Below are 17,402 nucleotides of genomic sequence, written 5' to 3' on the forward strand. Positions count from 1 at the left end.
CATCATAACCTATTACAAATATGTATATGACTATCCCTTCATTAAAACATATGATGCTTAAACAATCTCTTTCAATTGAATAAATGACAGTGATTATTAATGTAAGAAGTCCATGCTTTAAGTTAGATACTGAGAACATTAGTACTTGGGTAAATGGCTCGACTATTCACAGCCACTTTTATAATTCAATATGTTCAAACTTCCCGTTGGGGGAGCAGTACTTTGTCGACTCCATTGTTAATTTCGCAAAAAACTTTGAAGGCGAAGATAAAGCTAAAATAATTAACTTTTCTCATCAAGAAGCCTGTCATATGCGACTTCATGTCGAGTGGAATAATATATTAAAAGAGTCAGGCTTTAGGATCGGGTTTACTGAAAAAATACTTCAATTTGAAGTCAAATTTATAAAACGGTTTTGTTCAAAGAAAACCCAATTAGCGTTTACTGTGGTCTATGAGTTTATAACTACGATTATGGCCAAGCATGAGCTATCAACTTACGAAATAACCGGAGGTAAGCAAAACCAATATAAGGCCTTGTTAAGGTGGCATTGTATGGAGGAATATGAACATAAAGAAGTTGCTATGAATGTATATAATGCTGTAAATGGTGGATATTTTCGTCGAATATTAGCAATGATGATAGTATCCGTTTTTTTTACAACTAGAATACTCATTCAGTTTTTAATACTCTCATTTAACCATGATAAACTGTTCTTTTTAAAAGCACACAAAATTTTAAATTTTTTATTGTTTAAACCAGGAGTTTTACCACGAGTTTTCATGCAATCTCTTCAATTCTATCGTTATGATTTCCATCCCTCAAAAGTCAATATTAGCGATAAAAATTACCAAAAGGTGTATTCAGAGTTCGAACGGTTTCTTAAACATTAAATAGCAGTCACATAAGCAACTATGACAAAAATTTTAATTACTGGAGCAAGACTACCTGCATCGCTTTCTCTTGCAAGAACATTAAGCTCTGCTGGGCATCATGTTTACGCAACTGACAGTATTTCATGGTCTTTATTAAAGAAAAGTAATTCAATTAATAGTTATTATCAAACCCATTCGTGTAAATTCAATTGTGATTTATATATACAAGAAATATCCGAAATTTGCACCTTGAATGCAATTGAGTTAATCATCCCCTCTTCTGAAGAAATTTTCTATCTTGCAAAATTCATCAATAAACTTCCAGCAAATACTAAGCTTTTTTCTGATAAATACTTAAAAATAACAATGCTTCATAATAAATATCAGTTCATTCAAACTTTAAAATACTTTGGTTTTAAAACGCCCAAAACATGCCTTTTAGAAAATTCAGATATGTCTAATAAGCATATATTTACCAATGACGTAGTTTTAAAAAAAGTATATTCAAGGTTTTCCGATACTGTAATCATTAAGCCAAGGCAAGAATCAGATCTGTTAAAAGTAAATCCGACTAAAGAGCAACCATGGGTATATCAAGAGTTTATTAAAGGAAGACCGCTTTGTACATACAGCATTGTAAACAATGGTCTTCTCCTCGCTCATGTTACCTATACGAGTGATTTAACATATGGAAAGGGAGCCTCTGTTGCGTTCACTAACATTGAACATAGACCAATATTCTTGTGGGTTAAAAAGTTTGTTAAATGCATTGAATTTACAGGACAAATTGCATTCGATTTTATTGAAAATGAGAATGGTGAATTATTTCCAATCGAATGCAACCCTAGAGCTACCAGTGGGATCTTCTTTTTCCAAAACAATTTTGACTTCACCCACAGCTTACTTAACAACTATTCTTTAAGAACTGTTCTCCCTCAGAAAAACACATCAATCATGCTCGGATTTAGAGTGTTACTTATGTTCTTTGAATCAAAGAAACACAACAAATCCCAAACAAAAAACATTAAAAAAATCCTTAAAAATCATACGGACATAATTTTTGAGAAAAGTGATCTCTTTTTATTTCTTTGGTATATCAGATGTATTTTAATGCTAAGGAAATACGCAAGAAAGTTAAATTTAAATTACTCAGAAGCAGCTACCTATGACATGTCGTACGATGAGTTACTTCAATAAAAATCGCATAAAGCATAACTTTTCATCACTAAATTATTGGAATAATAATTCGAATAATAGAACCTTCGATACGGTTCAAAGTAGTGGGCTATACGATGCCGTTATTGTCGGATGTGGATTTACAGGTATAGCTATCGCTAAACAATTACAAAAGCAGAAGCCAACATGGAATATTGCTCTGATTGATATGCAAAATATCGGGCAAGGCGCATCTGGTGCGAACTCTGGAATTATAGGTACTCCGCCCAGCTCTGAACTGTATAAAGATAAGCAACGGTTTTCATATGAAAATCAGATAACTCTATTCGGGTATGCTCTACTAAAACAATGGATAACGACAACATCTATAGATTGTGAGTTATCAGATAGACATATCTTTATTGGCTCGAGAGCTGAGCCTAACAATACTGAACTCTATCATTATTTCAAAAAAATTAAACATCTTGGAATTGAGTGTGATTATCTCGATAGCGGAAAGAAAATAATCCCGCACTCATTGTCTCATCAAGCATTTTATCGGCAGGCGATTGAGCTATACAACTCAGGAATGCTTAATCCATTTAAATTAATTCACGGATTATTAAACTCATTAGATGAAAAGGTAAGAATTTTTGAAAATTCAAGAGTAAGTCATATCACCACTATAAATGGTCATTATCAACTTGGAGTCAATGGTTACACCATAAACACACCACTCGTGTTTTATGCAACTAATGCTTACGGCTTTCCAAGAGCTAATGAAACAATCCCCCTTCATGCTTACGCCAGTGCCTCGATTCCCATCACTAAACTAGGACTACCTCAATTAGATGAACAGTTTGGAATTATCCCCTTTCGCGCTATAGCGCCAACGATACGTACAACACTCGACAACCGCATTATTGTGAGATACTTTGCACATTTTTTCAGGAGTACGATTAATGACAAATTACGTGAAAAAGTTATCAAAACTCACCTAAAAATTTTAAGTGCCAGATTTGACAACATTAGGTCATTAGAACTTGAATACCTATGGAGAGGTGCGATAAGTTGCTCGGTAAAAGGTGGACATAAAATCAGGCAATTAGGTCCACATGAATATACCGCGTACAACTATAATGGTGTAGGCATTTGTGCAGCAATTACCTATGGAACACTTTTAGTTCAACTTGCCTTAGGTAGTCCCTCATCCATTTTAGGTATTGCACAAAGCTTAAAAACTCATCCTCTATATAGTCCTAAACTACTTCGCCCCTATTTGGTTAGTGCCTATATAAAACAAAAAACCATTTGCAATTTGGGTGAAATTTTTGGTCAACAATGACATAAAGAACAATAATAGGTAAAGGTTGGTGATCTGATCACCATTTTCTAAGAAAGTTTACTTAAATTTCAGAGTATGCTCCTGCCCTAACAACCTATGTACCCGATTGAGTTTGGTAAACACTAAATTCCCGAGTTCTTAATGTATCTCTTTTCAAGTGAAGATCTGACGCAACTCTAATATCCGACTCTTCTAGATTTTGTAGAGCTATAATCAATGGTTCTAAATTTGTACCTTTAAAATTATCAGCATTTAGCAAAACCAATCTTAGCCCTGTACGAGAAATGGTTAGCCAATCTATCGGTATCCTATCAAAAAGCGCCCCTTTAAAATTAACTTGAATAGCATTTAATGGCGTCAACTCTTTGTTTGTAAACGGGCAAACATAAGATGAAATAGCAAACCCCAAATCACCATTAAGGGCTAATGTATTGGTTTCTCTTGGGGCAATTCGGGTGTTCGCGGCCCAACCAATAATCTTCGAAGCTTTTTGTCCATTAAGTGTATCCAAAAACAATTGAACATTGGTTGTGTATCCTAATAGTGATTCGTCAGCATATTCAGAAGTTGACACTTCTTCACTACATAAGTCTTTTACCGGATAAATGCACTCTTCTTTTAACGCAGCTTTTATTTCAGATTTTATCGTAAAAGGGATTTTTCCAAACCTATATGCAAGAGGGAATTTTCGCTGACAACAACTGAAAAACCTACTAGTTGTGTCGGTAATCTCAACTTTCCACTTTTGATTAGAGGTAGGAGTCCAGCGGTAAGAAAATTGACCGAAAGTGACTTCATTAGGAGTTATAGTCTCATTCTTTGACCAGTAATTAGTTGCGATTTGCTCTCTAATAGATTGCCTTGGCTCTTGAAGAAATAAGCTCACAATGCCCTCCTTATTACTGGTGAAAGAACAATCAGGCTAATGAGATCCCCTGAACTTTGTTCGATAAACATTAGGTCATGAATTTTAAATACAAAATCTGTTTATTTGGTGAAGTTAATGTGTTGCATCGGAAGTTGTACCATATTATCTAGAAATGAATAGGAACAATTCACAATATGATATTCATATAGGTTGTTTAATATAATTTTTTGACTCGATTAATCAAAATTAATTGAGTATTTGTAACTCACACGATGAATAATAAATGAAGATGCTACTACAAGTAGCTCTCATAACATCAAAAGCCCAAAGGTTACTTCAATAAATCAAACAAATTTCCGTATCTGTCTTTGACACCTTTCAAGCGCAATTCATTTTTTTCGTGCTGCATTTTCTGACCTAATTGAGCAGTAAGCCCATGTTTTTGTCTTAAACACGGTAATAAAATTGAAGCTTGGCAATTGTAAAAAATTTCAGAGAGATGCTTAGGCGACATTTTATCAAATAGGCTATTCAATATGCGTGTATAGCCTTCATTCATTTGGGAGTTCATCGCCATTTGACACCATGTTTCAACTTGAATTGCTTGATCTTTTATCGATAATGATGGGAGTAGACTTACAGTCATTTCTAAGCCTTTGTAACCATCAGTTCGTGTGTAGTTAGACTCACTTTTAGCTTCATGCATTTGAAGATACTTTAACCTTTCATCACTCGGCATTTCATCTAATAATATTTTTTTAATGACACAATCGACTGATAATGAAGTAAAAATAGCTTCGAGTTGCTCTTTAGAAATGCCTTTTATCAACCACCTGTTACTTAATAAATAACTCGTACTAAATTTAGTTAATAGAATAGTTAGCCTAATAGGAGTAATGCTGTGAATTATGTTTACCGTTTTACGCTTTGGCAAGCTATGGAATACCCTCACAATAATATGATAATCAGACGAGCACATTTTATTAATGATTTCAGCTGTCACTTCAGTTGTGGCATGTTCGAATATGGCTGATTGTAATGATAAACTGTCCATTTTCAATATTTCATTACTCTCTGCAGCCGTAAGCATTCGTATTGTTTTCTTAAATTTTTGATCAAATCTATTGCGAAGAAATAGAAGATAGCCTTCTAGACGATCGCGTGTTTCTATACTTATTAAGAAAATATTGGGGGGAAGCATTTCTTGAAATTCAGATTTCAATTCCATAGAAATACCATCCATGGCTTGCTTAAATCGGTAAGGTTTACTATCTGCGAGGAAAGTAATAAATGCGGTCAGTTCCTCGCTTTGCAGAATGTGATGGCACGTCATCATTAAAGCCACTTGTTCACTATTTGCAACCTCGCAATAAGCCAACTTAGCACTTTCTGGCAAGCTACAGAAATAAGTCAAAAAACTCTTGTAATTTTCGGTTAAGATCAATTCCTTTAAAAGGCATGTTGACGCTTTTACTGACAATTGATGTTTGAATTCCCCTTTATTAATGAGTCTACATATTTGAGGAAGTTCGCCCACAAACCATTTTTCATCAAAATACCAACCATAAGGCTCAATAATTTGCGGAGATACAAAGCGTGAATGTATGGCTCGCCTTTGGTTCTCTGTTAGTAATTCTATTCCTAAAAACCTAGTTTGATTATGAGAACTAGAACAAATAAGGTGATATTGAAATAGTACTTCGCTCAACAAATCGGAATCTAAAGCGGAAAGAACTCGAATTTGCTCTCTCATATGTAATCGACTTAAAAATGAAGCCAAAATCGAAGGCTCTATATGCTGCACTATAGGTAATAGCTCATTTCTTTCTATCAAAGCCAAAAGGTTTTGCGCAAGCACCGAACCGCTAATTGCTCCCATGATTCCATTAATAATGGATAACTTCTCAACCTCTGTACCGTTAATTATCAAAGTTTCAGCTAATCCTCTTGCACGAGAAGATTCAAACATTTGGTTGAATAGGTATCGCTCTTCTTGAGCATGTAATTCATCCGAGACTAGCTTCTGAATTTCACGAGAGTCGATAATTAGATTAATTTCGTCGGGAGTAGACGTTAAAATAATGTCCCAGAGACAATGGCCCCCTACAGTCGCTAAAACAGTTTTCAAAACCCCTGTCACATCTGCCTTGCATGTATTATCAGGATATTTGTTATCTTCACTTTTAACCAAGCATACCTTTGAAAACAGTAACGCTGTTATAGTCTTTTTTTGAACACTTTGGGGAGCCAGTCTCACCATGCTCTGTAGCTGTTCAGTTGGCAGTGATAAAACGAACTCTGCCACTACACTTCTAGGTGCACAATTATAAGTATCCTGAAAATCCGCGGTTGAAATAAAAGGCCATTCATCATTTTTAGAACAGTGATAGATCGTCGACAATATTTCTACTGTAAAAATGTGCTTATCATCAACACGCCCTAACGTATTGGCTATGCCACATATAAAGTGGCAACGCTCATTTAGACTTAATTTATTAATAGCTAAAGCTAGTTTTTTTGCCTCCCCAGAAGTCGTCCCACTCCTGCTCTCAGACTCTTCTAATCGATTCTTAGCTTGCCTTATTGCACCATTTAATAATATTGTCTTTTCCGTTATATCTTCACTCTGTTCAACCAACTCAAAAATTCTTGTAATTTGAAAATACTTTAGAAAAAATACATCATTGATTGGAGCGTCACTTAGAAAAAATATAACTTGTCTTAAATCGAGGTATTTGCAAGCGTCAGAGGCAGCATTAGGAAATGATGCCAGTAAGAAGGTCAAATCGTCATAATCAATGCTCAAACCAATTGCTCTGTCGCTACATTGAATCAACAATTGATAGATAGTTTCTGCTTTCCTAGTTTCACTCAAGGATTCCAAGACTTTGGTGGCTTCATCTAATTTCATATCAGATATGATTTTTGCCAATTCCTTAACAGGAAAGTCATCTGAGGTTATTATATGGAAAAAGAATAGACACGACACATTTCTGGCATCATATCTTTTCTTTGGTTCATAACAATCAAAGCTAGTTGTGGTAGACCGTATTAAACAACGACGAGTTCTCTGAGTTTCTCGATGCCATACATACAGACTGCGACTGTTTATGCCCTTTCCATTTATTTGGTAGGTTGTCTTGCCATCTCTATAATGGCAAGTTCGAACATCCTTAGCTCTCTTACCAGCGACTAGAGCATTGTGTTGAAACTCAGTTACATAAGCACCTAAAGCTGCGTGTGATAATCCTGCTGACATTCTTCAACAACCTAAAGATATTCTGCTTGAAAAGTATTTTTTAATTTAAAGAGTTAACTTTAGCGTTACAAGTTAATGTTCTTTAACATGAAATGTGAACTGCTTATAAAAATGCTTCGAAAGTGTGCTCAAGACTTATAGCAAATATCAGAATAATTGAAGCTCCCAGCCAATGACGAAATATTCAAAGCTGAACGAAATCGATTTTTCATTTTGAGGCTGGGTTAGAAATATTGTTTTTAGCTGCACTATAAATGTCAGTTATGCACTCTAAAATGTATCAAGCGACCCTAAAATTAAATATTCATAAAGTAGAGCCGCTTGTTTGCTCATCCCAACAATGAATTGCGTATGGTTATCTCAAATCCTCAATAACAACACCATCATTATTAAGCGAGTTTGGCGGGAAAAATTGTATATCTCCTGTAAGCTTGGTTATCCGTTTAATAGATTCAGCAATATACGTTGGTTCAGGTGCACTGCCGCTATATTCACAGTGTAATGACATCACATCATTGTGGTTTTCAGATTCTATGATCAACCTTGCTTTGGTTATCTCAGGGAATTCTGAAATGATCGCTTGTACTTGGCTTGGGTGCACAAATAAACCCTTCACTTTGACGGTTTGATCTGCTCTTCCCATCCAACCTTTGATGCGTACATTGCTTCTACCGCATGAAGTTGCCCCAGTATAAAACGCACTTAAATCTCCAGTAGCAAACCGAATCAATGGATACTTGTCGTTGAGAACAGTAACGACTAATTCACCCACCTCATTTGGCTCAGTAACTGGCAGTGACGTTCCCGGTTTAACTATTTCAACAATAATATCTTCGGCTACTACCCAGCCTTCGCCATAGTTTGCCTCATAAGCAATTAAGCCCACATCAGCCGTTGCATAGGCTTGATGAACTTTAATACCATTATCTAAGAGTTTTGCTCGTAACTCTCCTGATAATGCTTCTCCAGAAACGAGTGCTTTAGTGATGCTCCACTCTACGCCTTTTTCTTTGGCTTTATCCAGCAGGATATTTAGGAAGCTTGGCGTTCCACTGTATCCGGTAGGTTTTAATTGCGAGATAATTTGCAGTTGCTGTTCAGTTTGTCCAGGACCAGCGGGAATGACACTACAACCACAAGCACGAGCCCCAGAATCCATAATGAAACCACCGGGCGTCATGTGATAAGACAAGCAATTCAGCACCATGTCGCCCTTTCTAAATCCTGCCGCATGAAATGCGTGAGACATGCGCCACCAATCACCATTGTCCATTGCACCTTCGTAAATATTGCCCGGCGATTGGAAAATTCGATCTACAACAGCGCCGCCAACTGCTAAGCCGCCCAATGGAGGGTTTTCAGCTTGAAGTTGAGATATGGAGGACTTTCTCAATAGTGGTAAAATCGATAAGTTATCCCTTGAAAACTCAGTGTCAGAATCAATTTCTGTCATGGTTTGTTGATAATAATCGGAGTCTTGCTTCAAGGTTTTTAGTAAGTCGTTCAAACGCTTAAATAGCAATTGCTCACGCTTATCTTGTGGTAAAGACTCTTTTTCTAGATTAGGAAGTACACTACTATCTATATTCGATTCTGTTTTTGACATGTTAACCTCCTACAACCAACGCTTACGGCGTTTGTATGACTTCAGATTTTTAAAGCTCTTACGTTCTTCGTTGCCACCGCCTAGATAGAACTCTTTTACATCTTCATTGTTAAGTAATTGCTCACGGGTTCCGTCTAGAACAATCTTTCCTGATTCCATGATGTAGCCATAATGCGCCGCTTTTAAAGCATAGTTGGCGTTTTGCTCAACCAGCAACATAGTAATGCCCTGCTCACGGTTAATTTTTTCAATAATACCAAACACTTCTTTTACCAATAATGGAGATAATCCCATGGATGGTTCATCAAGGCAGATCATTTTTGGACGTGCCATTAATGCGCGACCAATCGCCAACATTTGCTGTTCACCACCAGAAAGATAACCAGCTAACCCCGTTCTTTCTTTTAATCGAGGAAAATAGCTAAACACCATTTCAATATCTTGGTTTATTTGATTGTCGCTACGAGTGTAAGCACCTAACCTTAGATTTTCAACGACGGTCATATCTTCAATAATGCGTCGACCTTCCATTACCTGAAACAGACCAGAACTTACGATTTCTGCGGCATTGGCATTATCAATTCTTTTTCCTAAAAAACTGATATCGCCTTTGGTTACTTCTCCATTTTCGGTTTTTAACAAACCCGAAATGGATTTCAGTGTTGTCGATTTACCCGCACCATTGGGACCAAGTAAGGTAACGATACTGCCTTTAGGCACATCAATACTTACTCCTCTTAACACCTGAATCACATCGTCATAAACCACTTCAATGTTATTGATGGACAGGACAACCTCTTCAGGATTGATCACTTCAGCAGCATTACTCATAACTCACCTTTATACGAAAAATTTGAGAGCCATACCCGATATGAATTTGATAGAGACTTGAAAAGGTAGATGAGAGTAATCGTTTATTAAGGCAACCGCCCGTTACAGGATGTAACGGACGTAAGCACATGGATGTGCGCTTCTGTTGCCGTATGAACTATTACTCGCTTCTCCATTTCATATAAGGTAATTTTTCTTTAGATTGGCTTTCAACCAATATTAATACCCTAACCAATCCGCTCGACGCTCAAGACTCACTGTATCCACTTGCTCGATTGATACATTACCTTTGTCGAAATTGCCTTTGTAGATATTCACTTCAGCAATACCGCGGTGATCATCATCTTTCCAAGTTGCAGGTAAACACACGCCTGCAAGTCCTTTTGGTACCCAGTTTTGAGTCGCGTACATGCCCTTCTTCACATTAGCGCCTGTAATGCCACCGTTATCTTTCGCCCATTCCATAGCTTCTTTCATGTAGTAAGCTGAACAAACACCACGAATGTAGTGATGCGGACGAGTTTTAGTGCCTGCTGAATCAGACATTTTTGAAATGTTTTTAACCAGCTTCATACCGTCAACATTCGAGTCCCAGAAAGGTGTCATTGTTGGGAAGATATAATCTTTCACGCCCTCACCAATCGCTTCAAAAATCTTGCGATCGCCACCCCAAATGTTCGACATAAACTGAATATTAGTGCCAACTGTGTTACAAGACTTGATTAATGACATTACCGAGCCACCTAAGTTGCCGATATAGCCATAGTGAGTGCCAGAACTTTTTAGGCTCAAACATTGAGCTTTAAAGTCACCTGGCTTCATTGAAATAACTACCGATGGCTGCACATCAAAACCTAACTCGGTAGCATATTCAGCACAGGCGGCTTTCGGTGCATTCGGGAAAGGATGGTTAGCCCCAATGTGAGTAAACTTGGGCTTTCCTTTACTGCCTTTGTCTTTCCAATCTTTCGCTGCCCACTGCACAAGTGCACGACATGAGTCTGAATATGAAGCGCCATAGAAGAAGTTATAAGGCGCAGGCTTTTTAGTGTGTGGGTTCTTACCTTTAGGATCAGTTAAATGACCAGAATAGGATGCTGAATAAACCGGAATTTTATCGCGTGCCACAAATGAAATCAGCGCTTCCGTATCTGCCGTTCCCCAACCTTGCATGGCGACCATCTTCTTACGACTCTTCCACTTTTTGTATGAAGCAATCGCTTGAGGAACCTTGTAAGCATAATCAACAGTTTCAAAATCTAGACCCGTTCCCTTAATACCACCGTTGGCATTGATATAGGCCATCGCATCTCTAACACCATCGGCATATTCTTTACCGACGAATGCCGTAGGGCCTGACATATCTGCAAGATGGCCAACAAATACTTTATCTTCTTTCGCTGCTGCAGAGTTTGCTGCCATTAGCGCAACCGCTGATAGTGTCGCTAATGTTAGTTTTGATAATTTCATAGTTTTATTCCTTGTTATTGATACTTATTTCAATTACGCAAAACGTCCTTAATATGCGAATGGGTAACTCTTCCAATAGTTTTTAATTTGGTTCCAACGGTGTGCTAATCCCTCTGGCTCAAAGATAAGGAATAGTATGATCACAAGACCAATCGCCATTTCCTTTATATAAGCCAAACCATCCACCAGCATAGGATGTGCACCAATCGAGGTGTCTTTTACTATCGACACACTGGCTTCCATCGCCTCTGGCAGTAGCACCATAAACACCACGCCCATTAACGTGCCTTTTATCGAACCGAGACCACCAATAATGACCATGGCGAGGAATTGAATCGACATGAAGATAGTGAAACCTTCAGCTGATACATAGCCAAGATAGTGAGCGTATAACGCACCGCCAATACCAGCGTAAAATGACGAAATACCAAATGAAAGTAGACGATACTTGTTCAGCTTCACGCCCATGATTTCAGCACTCAGATAATGGTCACGTACCGCAACAAACGCACGTCCATCACGCGTTCTCATTAGGTTACAGCCCCAAATGAACATGAACACGAGTGCAAACAAAGCGATGTAATAAAAGCTCTCATCAGTATCGAAAGTAAAACCAAAAATGTTGATTGGTTCAGCTAATGAACCCGATGAACCACCAGAGAACCACTCTGCTCGCCCAAAGAAATCTTCAATAATAAATTGAGCAGCAAGGGTTGCGATGGCTAAATACAAACCTTTAATTCTCGCAGCTGGCATACCAAACATCATGCCCACAGCCATAGTTAAAAAGCCTGCTAGCGGAATACAAAACACCACAGGAATATTGAATTGCGTGTTTAACCAAGCCGAGGCAAAGGCACCAAAACCAAAGAAAGCGCCATGCCCTAACGAAATTTGTCCTGTAAAACCAACCAGAATGTTTAAGCCTAATGCCGCAATTCCCAGATAAGACACTTGAATAAACAGTGTTAGGTAGTAAGCATCCAAAACAAATGTTGCAAAGCATGCAAAGACAATCGCTAATATTGCAAACCAACGAATGGTTTTAGTCTCAAATATGGTTGTGTCTTGCTTATAGCTGGTTCTAAAGTCACCACATGGGCGCATAGTTACACTTGTTGACATAGTAACTCTCCTTAAATCCTTTCGATGTCTTTAGTGCCAAATAAGCCGTATGGTTTAAACCAAAGGATGATCAGCAGTACATAAAATGGGGCAATGTCGTACATATTCCCTATGTGCAAATACTGGCTATCAAAGAACTCAGCTAAGTTTTCCAGCACACCAATAGTCAAGCCACCGACAATCGCACCGACAATCGAATCTAACCCACCTAAAATCACCGCTGGGAAAACTTTAATCCCCATGACCGATAGTGAGTCAGAAACACCATTCACCATACCCATTACCACACCTGCGGTTGCGGAAACGGTCGCGGCAATGCCCCAGCTCATAGCAAATACTTGCTTAACCGAAATCCCTAAGCTTTGCGCGGCTTGTTGATCAAACGCTGTCGCTCGCATCGCCAAGCCATGCTTTGAGTGTTTAAAGAACAGGTAGAAGCCAATCATAATAAGCACCGCAATCACCATACTCATAAGGTATGCAGGCTCGATACTCATGCCCATGATGTCGACGGAGTTAGCTTCGAATACTTTTGGATAACTCTGAGGTGCGACACCAAAAATCCATTTTGTAAGCGCTTGGAAGAAAATCGACAGACCGATGGTTACCATAATGACTGAGATGATCGGCTCACCAATCATTGGTCTTAGGACGATAAGCTGTAACAGCACACCGAATATCGCCATAAATATCATGGTAAAGATAAAGCCCAAGAAGAATGGGATTTGCATATAAACCAAAAACGCCCAGCACACCCAAGCCCCTAACAATAGGAACTCACCTTGAGCAAAGTTCACAATTTGGGTTGATTTATACACCAGCACAAAACACATGCCGACCACACCGTAAAGCAAACCAACAATCAGACCATTGGTAATAAGTTGAAGTAATAATTCTGTATTCATGATGCTTTCCTCGTTACTTCATCACTGTCAGTAGTCACAGGTTGCTCTTCCACATTGACCACATCAGCAACTTTTAACTGAGTTTGTACACGAGTTTTACTGCCGTCTTGGAAGGTGATCATGGTGTCGACATCAACATGCTCTGCACCGTCATAAATCGACTCAATGATCTCGTGATATTTCTCTGCAACGACGCCACGTCGAACTTTTCGAGTTCGTGTAAGCTCACCATCATCGGCATCCAACTCTTTATACAACAGCACAAACTTGCAGATTTTCTGTGCATCAGGCAGTGACTCATTCACCTTTTCAACTTCTTGCTGAAGTTTTTCGTACACTTCAGGTAAGGTTGAAAGATTGGTGTAATTGGTGAATGCATAACCTTGTTGCTCAGCCCATTTAGAAACGATGCTGTAGCGAATACACAAGATGGCAGATAGATATGGACGGTCCTTACCGAGGATCACCGCTTCACCAATAAAGGATGAGAATTTAAGTTTGTTTTCAATGTATTGCGGCGAGAACTGCAAGCCATGACTGGTTTTGGCTAAGTCTTTAATACGGTCGATAACCACTAAGTGACCGTTTTCTTTGATGTAGCCTGCATCACCCGTATGCATCCATCCATCTTTCACATCTTCTTCAAACGCGTCTTGATTCTCGAGGTAACCCGTGAACATGCCTGCCGTTTGAGAAATGACCTCACCCAAGCCTTGCTCGTCAGCGTTAATCACTTTGATTTTGGCGGTATCGAACGCCACACCTACGGAGTCATAGTCAATATCATCTCCTTTATGAATGGTGTAAGCGCCCGCCATTTCGGTTTGACCATAAAGTTGTCTTAACGGCACACCGATAGATTGGAAGAAGCGAAAGGTATCAGGCCCCATGGCTGCACCACCGGTTGCAGCAGAGGTTAAAAACGTAAAACCAAGTCTGTCACGTAACGCTTTATTTAAAATAAGCTCAGCCCAGAATGACTTTTTACCTTGATCTAACGCCTTACCAGAAAGCTTTAATGCAACTTCAAATAACCAACGCTTAAGTGGGGTCGAGTCCATCATTCTTGCTTGAACATCAGCTAAAATGCCTTCCCACACACGTGGTGCTAACAGTACAAAGCTAGGTCCAATTTCACGTAAATCCGCCATCATGGTTTCTTGTTCTTCCACAAAATTGACGATTTGACGAGAAATTAACGACTGACCAACGGCATAGACTTGCTCCATGATCCAAGGCATTGGCAGTACAGAGACGTAATTGTCACCAGGCTGTCGCGGATCAGCTCTGAGATACGAACAACAATGTTCAATAAAGCTACCGCTGTTCAGTAACACAATTTTTGGTTTAGACGTTGTACCTGAAGTCGTACAGTAGATCGAAGCATCAGCAGGATCGGTCTCATCTACCATCTTGTCGTAAACCTCATGATGCATAGATTCGTATTCACGCCCCATACGATAGAGGTCTTCAACATCAATTAAGCGTTTATCATCGTATTTACGCATCCCTTTCGGATCGCAATAAACGATAAACTCAACACTTGGGATTTGATCGCCAAGTTCAAGCAGCTTATCGCATTGCTCTTCATCTTCTGCGATGACCACTTTGGCTTTACTCAAATTCAATAAGTAAGCCACTTCTTCATGCATTGAGTCTTGATATATCCCTAATGAATGTCCGCTTAAAGCATGAGCCGCTACTTCACCCCAGATCCATTCAGGACGATTTTCACCTAACAGGGCAATGGTTTCATCTTTACCAATGCCAAGGTGAGTCAAACCAAGCGTCATCCATTGAACGCGATGCTGATAATCAAGCCATGTGAATTCATTCCAAATACCAAACTCTTTTTCACGCATGGCAATGTCACTCGGCCAATGCACGGCGTTATAGCGAAGGATTTTTGGAAACGTATTTAATGTGGTGATGAATTTATTATGTTCGGCTAACATTAGCAGGCCTCCTCTAAATCATCTTCAATACCAAGGTAAGCTTGCTTAACATGAGGATCGGCCATCACGGCGTCAGGTAAATCACAAATGAGCTTTTTACCAAAATCGAGCACCATGACTTGATGTGAAATGTCCATCACAACGCCCATATCATGCTCAATCATCACAATAGTAACGCCAAATTCTTCATTAAGATCGAGGATATAGCGTGCCATATCTTCTTTTTCTTCAAGGTTCATGCCTGCCATAGGCTCATCAAGAAGAATGAGTTTAGGGTTGAGAGCCATCGCTCTAGCAAGCTCTACTCGTTTACGTAAACCATAAGAAAGCGTCCCTGCAATAGATTTGCGAACATGAGTAATTTCAAGAAAATCGATAATTCGTTCAACTTCTTTACGGTGCTCTAGTTCTTCTTTTTGTGCTTTTGATGCCCAGTACAAAGGACCCGTAAACCAGTTGTTATTCATTAAGTGGTGTCTGCCCACCATGATGTTATCCAATACCGTCATGTGGCCAAACAAAGCGAGGTTTTGGAACGTTCTACCTATGCCTAAATCTGCACGATCATTAGGTTTTAAATGAGTAACACGCTTGCCATCAAAATGAATTTCACCTGCATTGGGTTGATAACGACCAGAAATACAATTGAGCATGGATGTTTTACCCGCCCCATTTGGGCCGATAATCGAAAAAACAGAACCTCTTGGCACATCAAAGCTGACATCGGTAAGTGCCTTAACACCGCCAAAAGCAAGAGAGATATTTTCGACTTTTAATATTGATTCGGACATAGGAACACCTTTTTCAAATCAAAAAAAGCAGTGGCGACAGCCGAGGAGATCTGGCTGTGCCACTGAAAAAGTTACAACATGTAGCGGAGGGAAAGTTGGCTGTAGAATGAATCAGCATCTGAAGTATTTTTCTGGTCCATGAGGAATTGACCAACCTCAAAACCAACAGCAAGGTTTTTAGTCAGATCTTTAAAGACGTTAACACCCCACTGGCTTCGCTCGACATCAGTCACTTCAGTTTGGATGTTTCCGTAGAAGACAGAGCTTCTTACTTTGTCATTCCAGAAGTGGCGATACGATACAAGATAAGAAGTCACTTCTTCTACTTCTTCACCCACCATATCTTGAGCAGCAGCAACACCAATGTAGCGTCCTAGTTCACCGTGATGAACTTGAAACTTAATGTCATCTTTATCAGACACTTTAATTTTACCAGCGACAGAAGCACCAAAGGCGCTATGCTTTTGACCGGTTTGTGAAACTAACTGGCGGCCAAGTGCTGAAACAGAAACCGTACCCCAATCACCTTTAAAGTCATAGCGACCAACAACATCTGGCATGGTTTCATCTTCGTTACCACCGCCAAAGGTTTCAGGGTTTTCTAGCGCTACTTTGAATCCGCCCATGCTATAACGAATTTGACCTTGACGAATAAAGGCTAGCCCCACAGTCGCACCAGCAAAGTCCGCAGTTTCAGGAATGGCAGAGGTATTCATAAACGTTGACCATGTTTGACCAACAGTAAAATCTTTATACTTAATGAATGCATGTCGAATTCGAGGGTGTGCAGAATTAGAAATGATTTGGTTACCGCCACCACCTAAGAAGTCCATTTCGACAAAACCTGTAACATCGCCATGGACATATTTAGTATTAAAGCGAGTTTCATTAGCAAAAATTTTGAATTGGCTTTGTGACTTAGGCAAAACTTGTCCCGTTCCAATCCAAAAATCTCGATAAGCGATATCACCACTTACCAAACGTCCATCGACCTTGATATAACCACCAAACGAGATACTACTTTTATCGTTGATATCAATTTTGTATGCGGCATTGGCGGTTCCTGCTGCCAAAATAGATGCCGATAGTAAGGCGAGTTTTAAGGTTTTCATTTTATGGTCTTCCTCTAACCTAAAAAAAGCAGTTAAACGCAAATTTTGCTATCACTGCGAAATGTAACTTAGAAAAAGCATTTAAAGATCTAGACATCCACAAGA

13 protein-coding genes are annotated in these 17,402 nt (G+C 39.0%); 3 read left to right on the plus strand and 10 right to left on the minus strand.

All coding sequences use genetic code 11. The features are described 5' to 3' along the window. Positions 1–83: 83 nt before the first annotated feature. The 3 genes from AC1EU0_RS00005 to AC1EU0_RS00015 are packed head-to-tail and all read left to right on the plus strand — an operon-like array spanning position 84 to position 3,375. Positions 84–893, plus strand: a complete 810-nt coding sequence (locus tag AC1EU0_RS00005; RefSeq protein WP_480299833.1) for a metal-dependent hydrolase — start codon at positions 84–86, stop codon at positions 891–893. A gap of 21 nt (positions 894–914) precedes the next feature. Continuing rightward, positions 915–2,072: an ATP-grasp domain-containing protein gene (locus AC1EU0_RS00010; protein ID WP_480299834.1), complete on the plus strand. Its 1,158-nt coding sequence runs from the start codon at positions 915–917 to the stop codon at positions 2,070–2,072. Further along, entirely contained in the window at positions 2,041–3,375 is a 1,335-nt protein-coding gene (locus AC1EU0_RS00015) for an NAD(P)/FAD-dependent oxidoreductase (RefSeq protein WP_480299835.1), read from the plus strand. The genes AC1EU0_RS00010 and AC1EU0_RS00015 overlap by 32 nt, the downstream gene beginning before the upstream one ends. A gap of 94 nt (positions 3,376–3,469) precedes the next feature. On the opposite strand, the gene AC1EU0_RS00020 is transcribed toward AC1EU0_RS00015, so the two are convergent. From AC1EU0_RS00020 to AC1EU0_RS00065, 10 genes are all read right to left on the minus strand, one after another. Then, positions 3,470–4,261, minus strand: coding sequence for a hypothetical protein (locus tag AC1EU0_RS00020; RefSeq protein ID WP_480299836.1), 792 nt, complete (start codon positions 4,259–4,261; stop codon positions 3,470–3,472). A 313-nt stretch (positions 4,262–4,574) separates the two neighbouring features. Then, positions 4,575–7,175: a hypothetical protein gene (locus tag AC1EU0_RS00025; RefSeq protein ID WP_480299837.1), complete on the minus strand. Its 2,601-nt coding sequence runs from the start codon at positions 7,173–7,175 to the stop codon at positions 4,575–4,577. A 682-nt stretch (positions 7,176–7,857) separates the two neighbouring features. After that, entirely contained in the window at positions 7,858–9,108 is a 1,251-nt protein-coding gene (locus tag AC1EU0_RS00030) for a phenylacetate--CoA ligase family protein (RefSeq protein WP_480299838.1), read from the minus strand. Positions 9,109–9,117: 9 nt separating this feature from the next. Next, on the minus strand, positions 9,118–9,939 hold the full coding sequence (locus tag AC1EU0_RS00035; RefSeq protein ID WP_133406114.1) for an ABC transporter ATP-binding protein: 822 nt from the start codon (positions 9,937–9,939) through the stop codon (positions 9,118–9,120). Positions 9,940–10,158: 219 nt separating this feature from the next. Then, positions 10,159–11,409, minus strand: a complete 1,251-nt coding sequence (locus AC1EU0_RS00040; protein ID WP_480299839.1) for an ABC transporter substrate-binding protein — start codon at positions 11,407–11,409, stop codon at positions 10,159–10,161. A 48-nt stretch (positions 11,410–11,457) separates the two neighbouring features. Then, positions 11,458–12,534, minus strand: a complete 1,077-nt coding sequence (locus AC1EU0_RS00045) for a branched-chain amino acid ABC transporter permease (RefSeq protein WP_480299840.1) — start codon at positions 12,532–12,534, stop codon at positions 11,458–11,460. 11 nt (positions 12,535–12,545) lie between these two features. Then, positions 12,546–13,439, minus strand: a complete 894-nt coding sequence (locus AC1EU0_RS00050) for a branched-chain amino acid ABC transporter permease (protein WP_480299841.1) — start codon at positions 13,437–13,439, stop codon at positions 12,546–12,548. Further along, positions 13,436–15,394 carry an AMP-binding protein gene (locus AC1EU0_RS00055; protein WP_480299842.1) on the minus strand — a complete coding sequence of 653 codons (1,959 nt, stop codon included), beginning with the start codon at positions 15,392–15,394 and terminating at the stop codon, positions 13,436–13,438. The genes AC1EU0_RS00050 and AC1EU0_RS00055 overlap by 4 nt, the downstream gene beginning before the upstream one ends. Continuing rightward, a complete protein-coding gene (locus AC1EU0_RS00060; RefSeq protein ID WP_480299843.1) occupies positions 15,394–16,185 on the minus strand; it encodes an ABC transporter ATP-binding protein in 792 nt (263 codons plus the stop codon). Before AC1EU0_RS00060 ends, AC1EU0_RS00055 begins: the two co-directional genes overlap by 1 nt. Positions 16,186–16,256: 71 nt before the next feature. Continuing rightward, entirely contained in the window at positions 16,257–17,297 is a 1,041-nt protein-coding gene (locus tag AC1EU0_RS00065) for a DcaP family trimeric outer membrane transporter (protein WP_480299844.1), read from the minus strand. Between the last annotated feature and the right edge of the window lie 105 nt (positions 17,298–17,402).

The sequence above is a fragment of the Parashewanella sp. 2210YD4-3 genome (assembly GCF_056591735.1).

Coding starts and splice junctions, on each gene's coding strand:
- AC1EU0_RS00045 (WP_480299840.1), bottom strand. CDS start 12,534: ATGTCAACAAGTGTAACTATGCGCCCATGTGGTGACTTTAGAACCAGC.
- AC1EU0_RS00035 (WP_133406114.1), bottom strand. CDS start 9,939: ATGAGTAATGCTGCTGAAGTGATCAATCCTGAAGAGGTTGTCCTGTCC.
- AC1EU0_RS00010 (WP_480299834.1), top strand. CDS start 915: ATGACAAAAATTTTAATTACTGGAGCAAGACTACCTGCATCGCTTTCT.
- AC1EU0_RS00030 (WP_480299838.1), bottom strand. CDS start 9,108: ATGTCAAAAACAGAATCGAATATAGATAGTAGTGTACTTCCTAATCTA.
- AC1EU0_RS00055 (WP_480299842.1), bottom strand. CDS start 15,394: ATGTTAGCCGAACATAATAAATTCATCACCACATTAAATACGTTTCCA.
- AC1EU0_RS00015 (WP_480299835.1), top strand. CDS start 2,041: ATGACATGTCGTACGATGAGTTACTTCAATAAAAATCGCATAAAGCAT.
- AC1EU0_RS00065 (WP_480299844.1), bottom strand. CDS start 17,297: ATGAAAACCTTAAAACTCGCCTTACTATCGGCATCTATTTTGGCAGCA.
- AC1EU0_RS00060 (WP_480299843.1), bottom strand. CDS start 16,185: ATGTCCGAATCAATATTAAAAGTCGAAAATATCTCTCTTGCTTTTGGC.
- AC1EU0_RS00005 (WP_480299833.1), top strand. CDS start 84: ATGACAGTGATTATTAATGTAAGAAGTCCATGCTTTAAGTTAGATACT.
- AC1EU0_RS00040 (WP_480299839.1), bottom strand. CDS start 11,409: ATGAAATTATCAAAACTAACATTAGCGACACTATCAGCGGTTGCGCTA.
- AC1EU0_RS00050 (WP_480299841.1), bottom strand. CDS start 13,439: ATGAATACAGAATTATTACTTCAACTTATTACCAATGGTCTGATTGTT.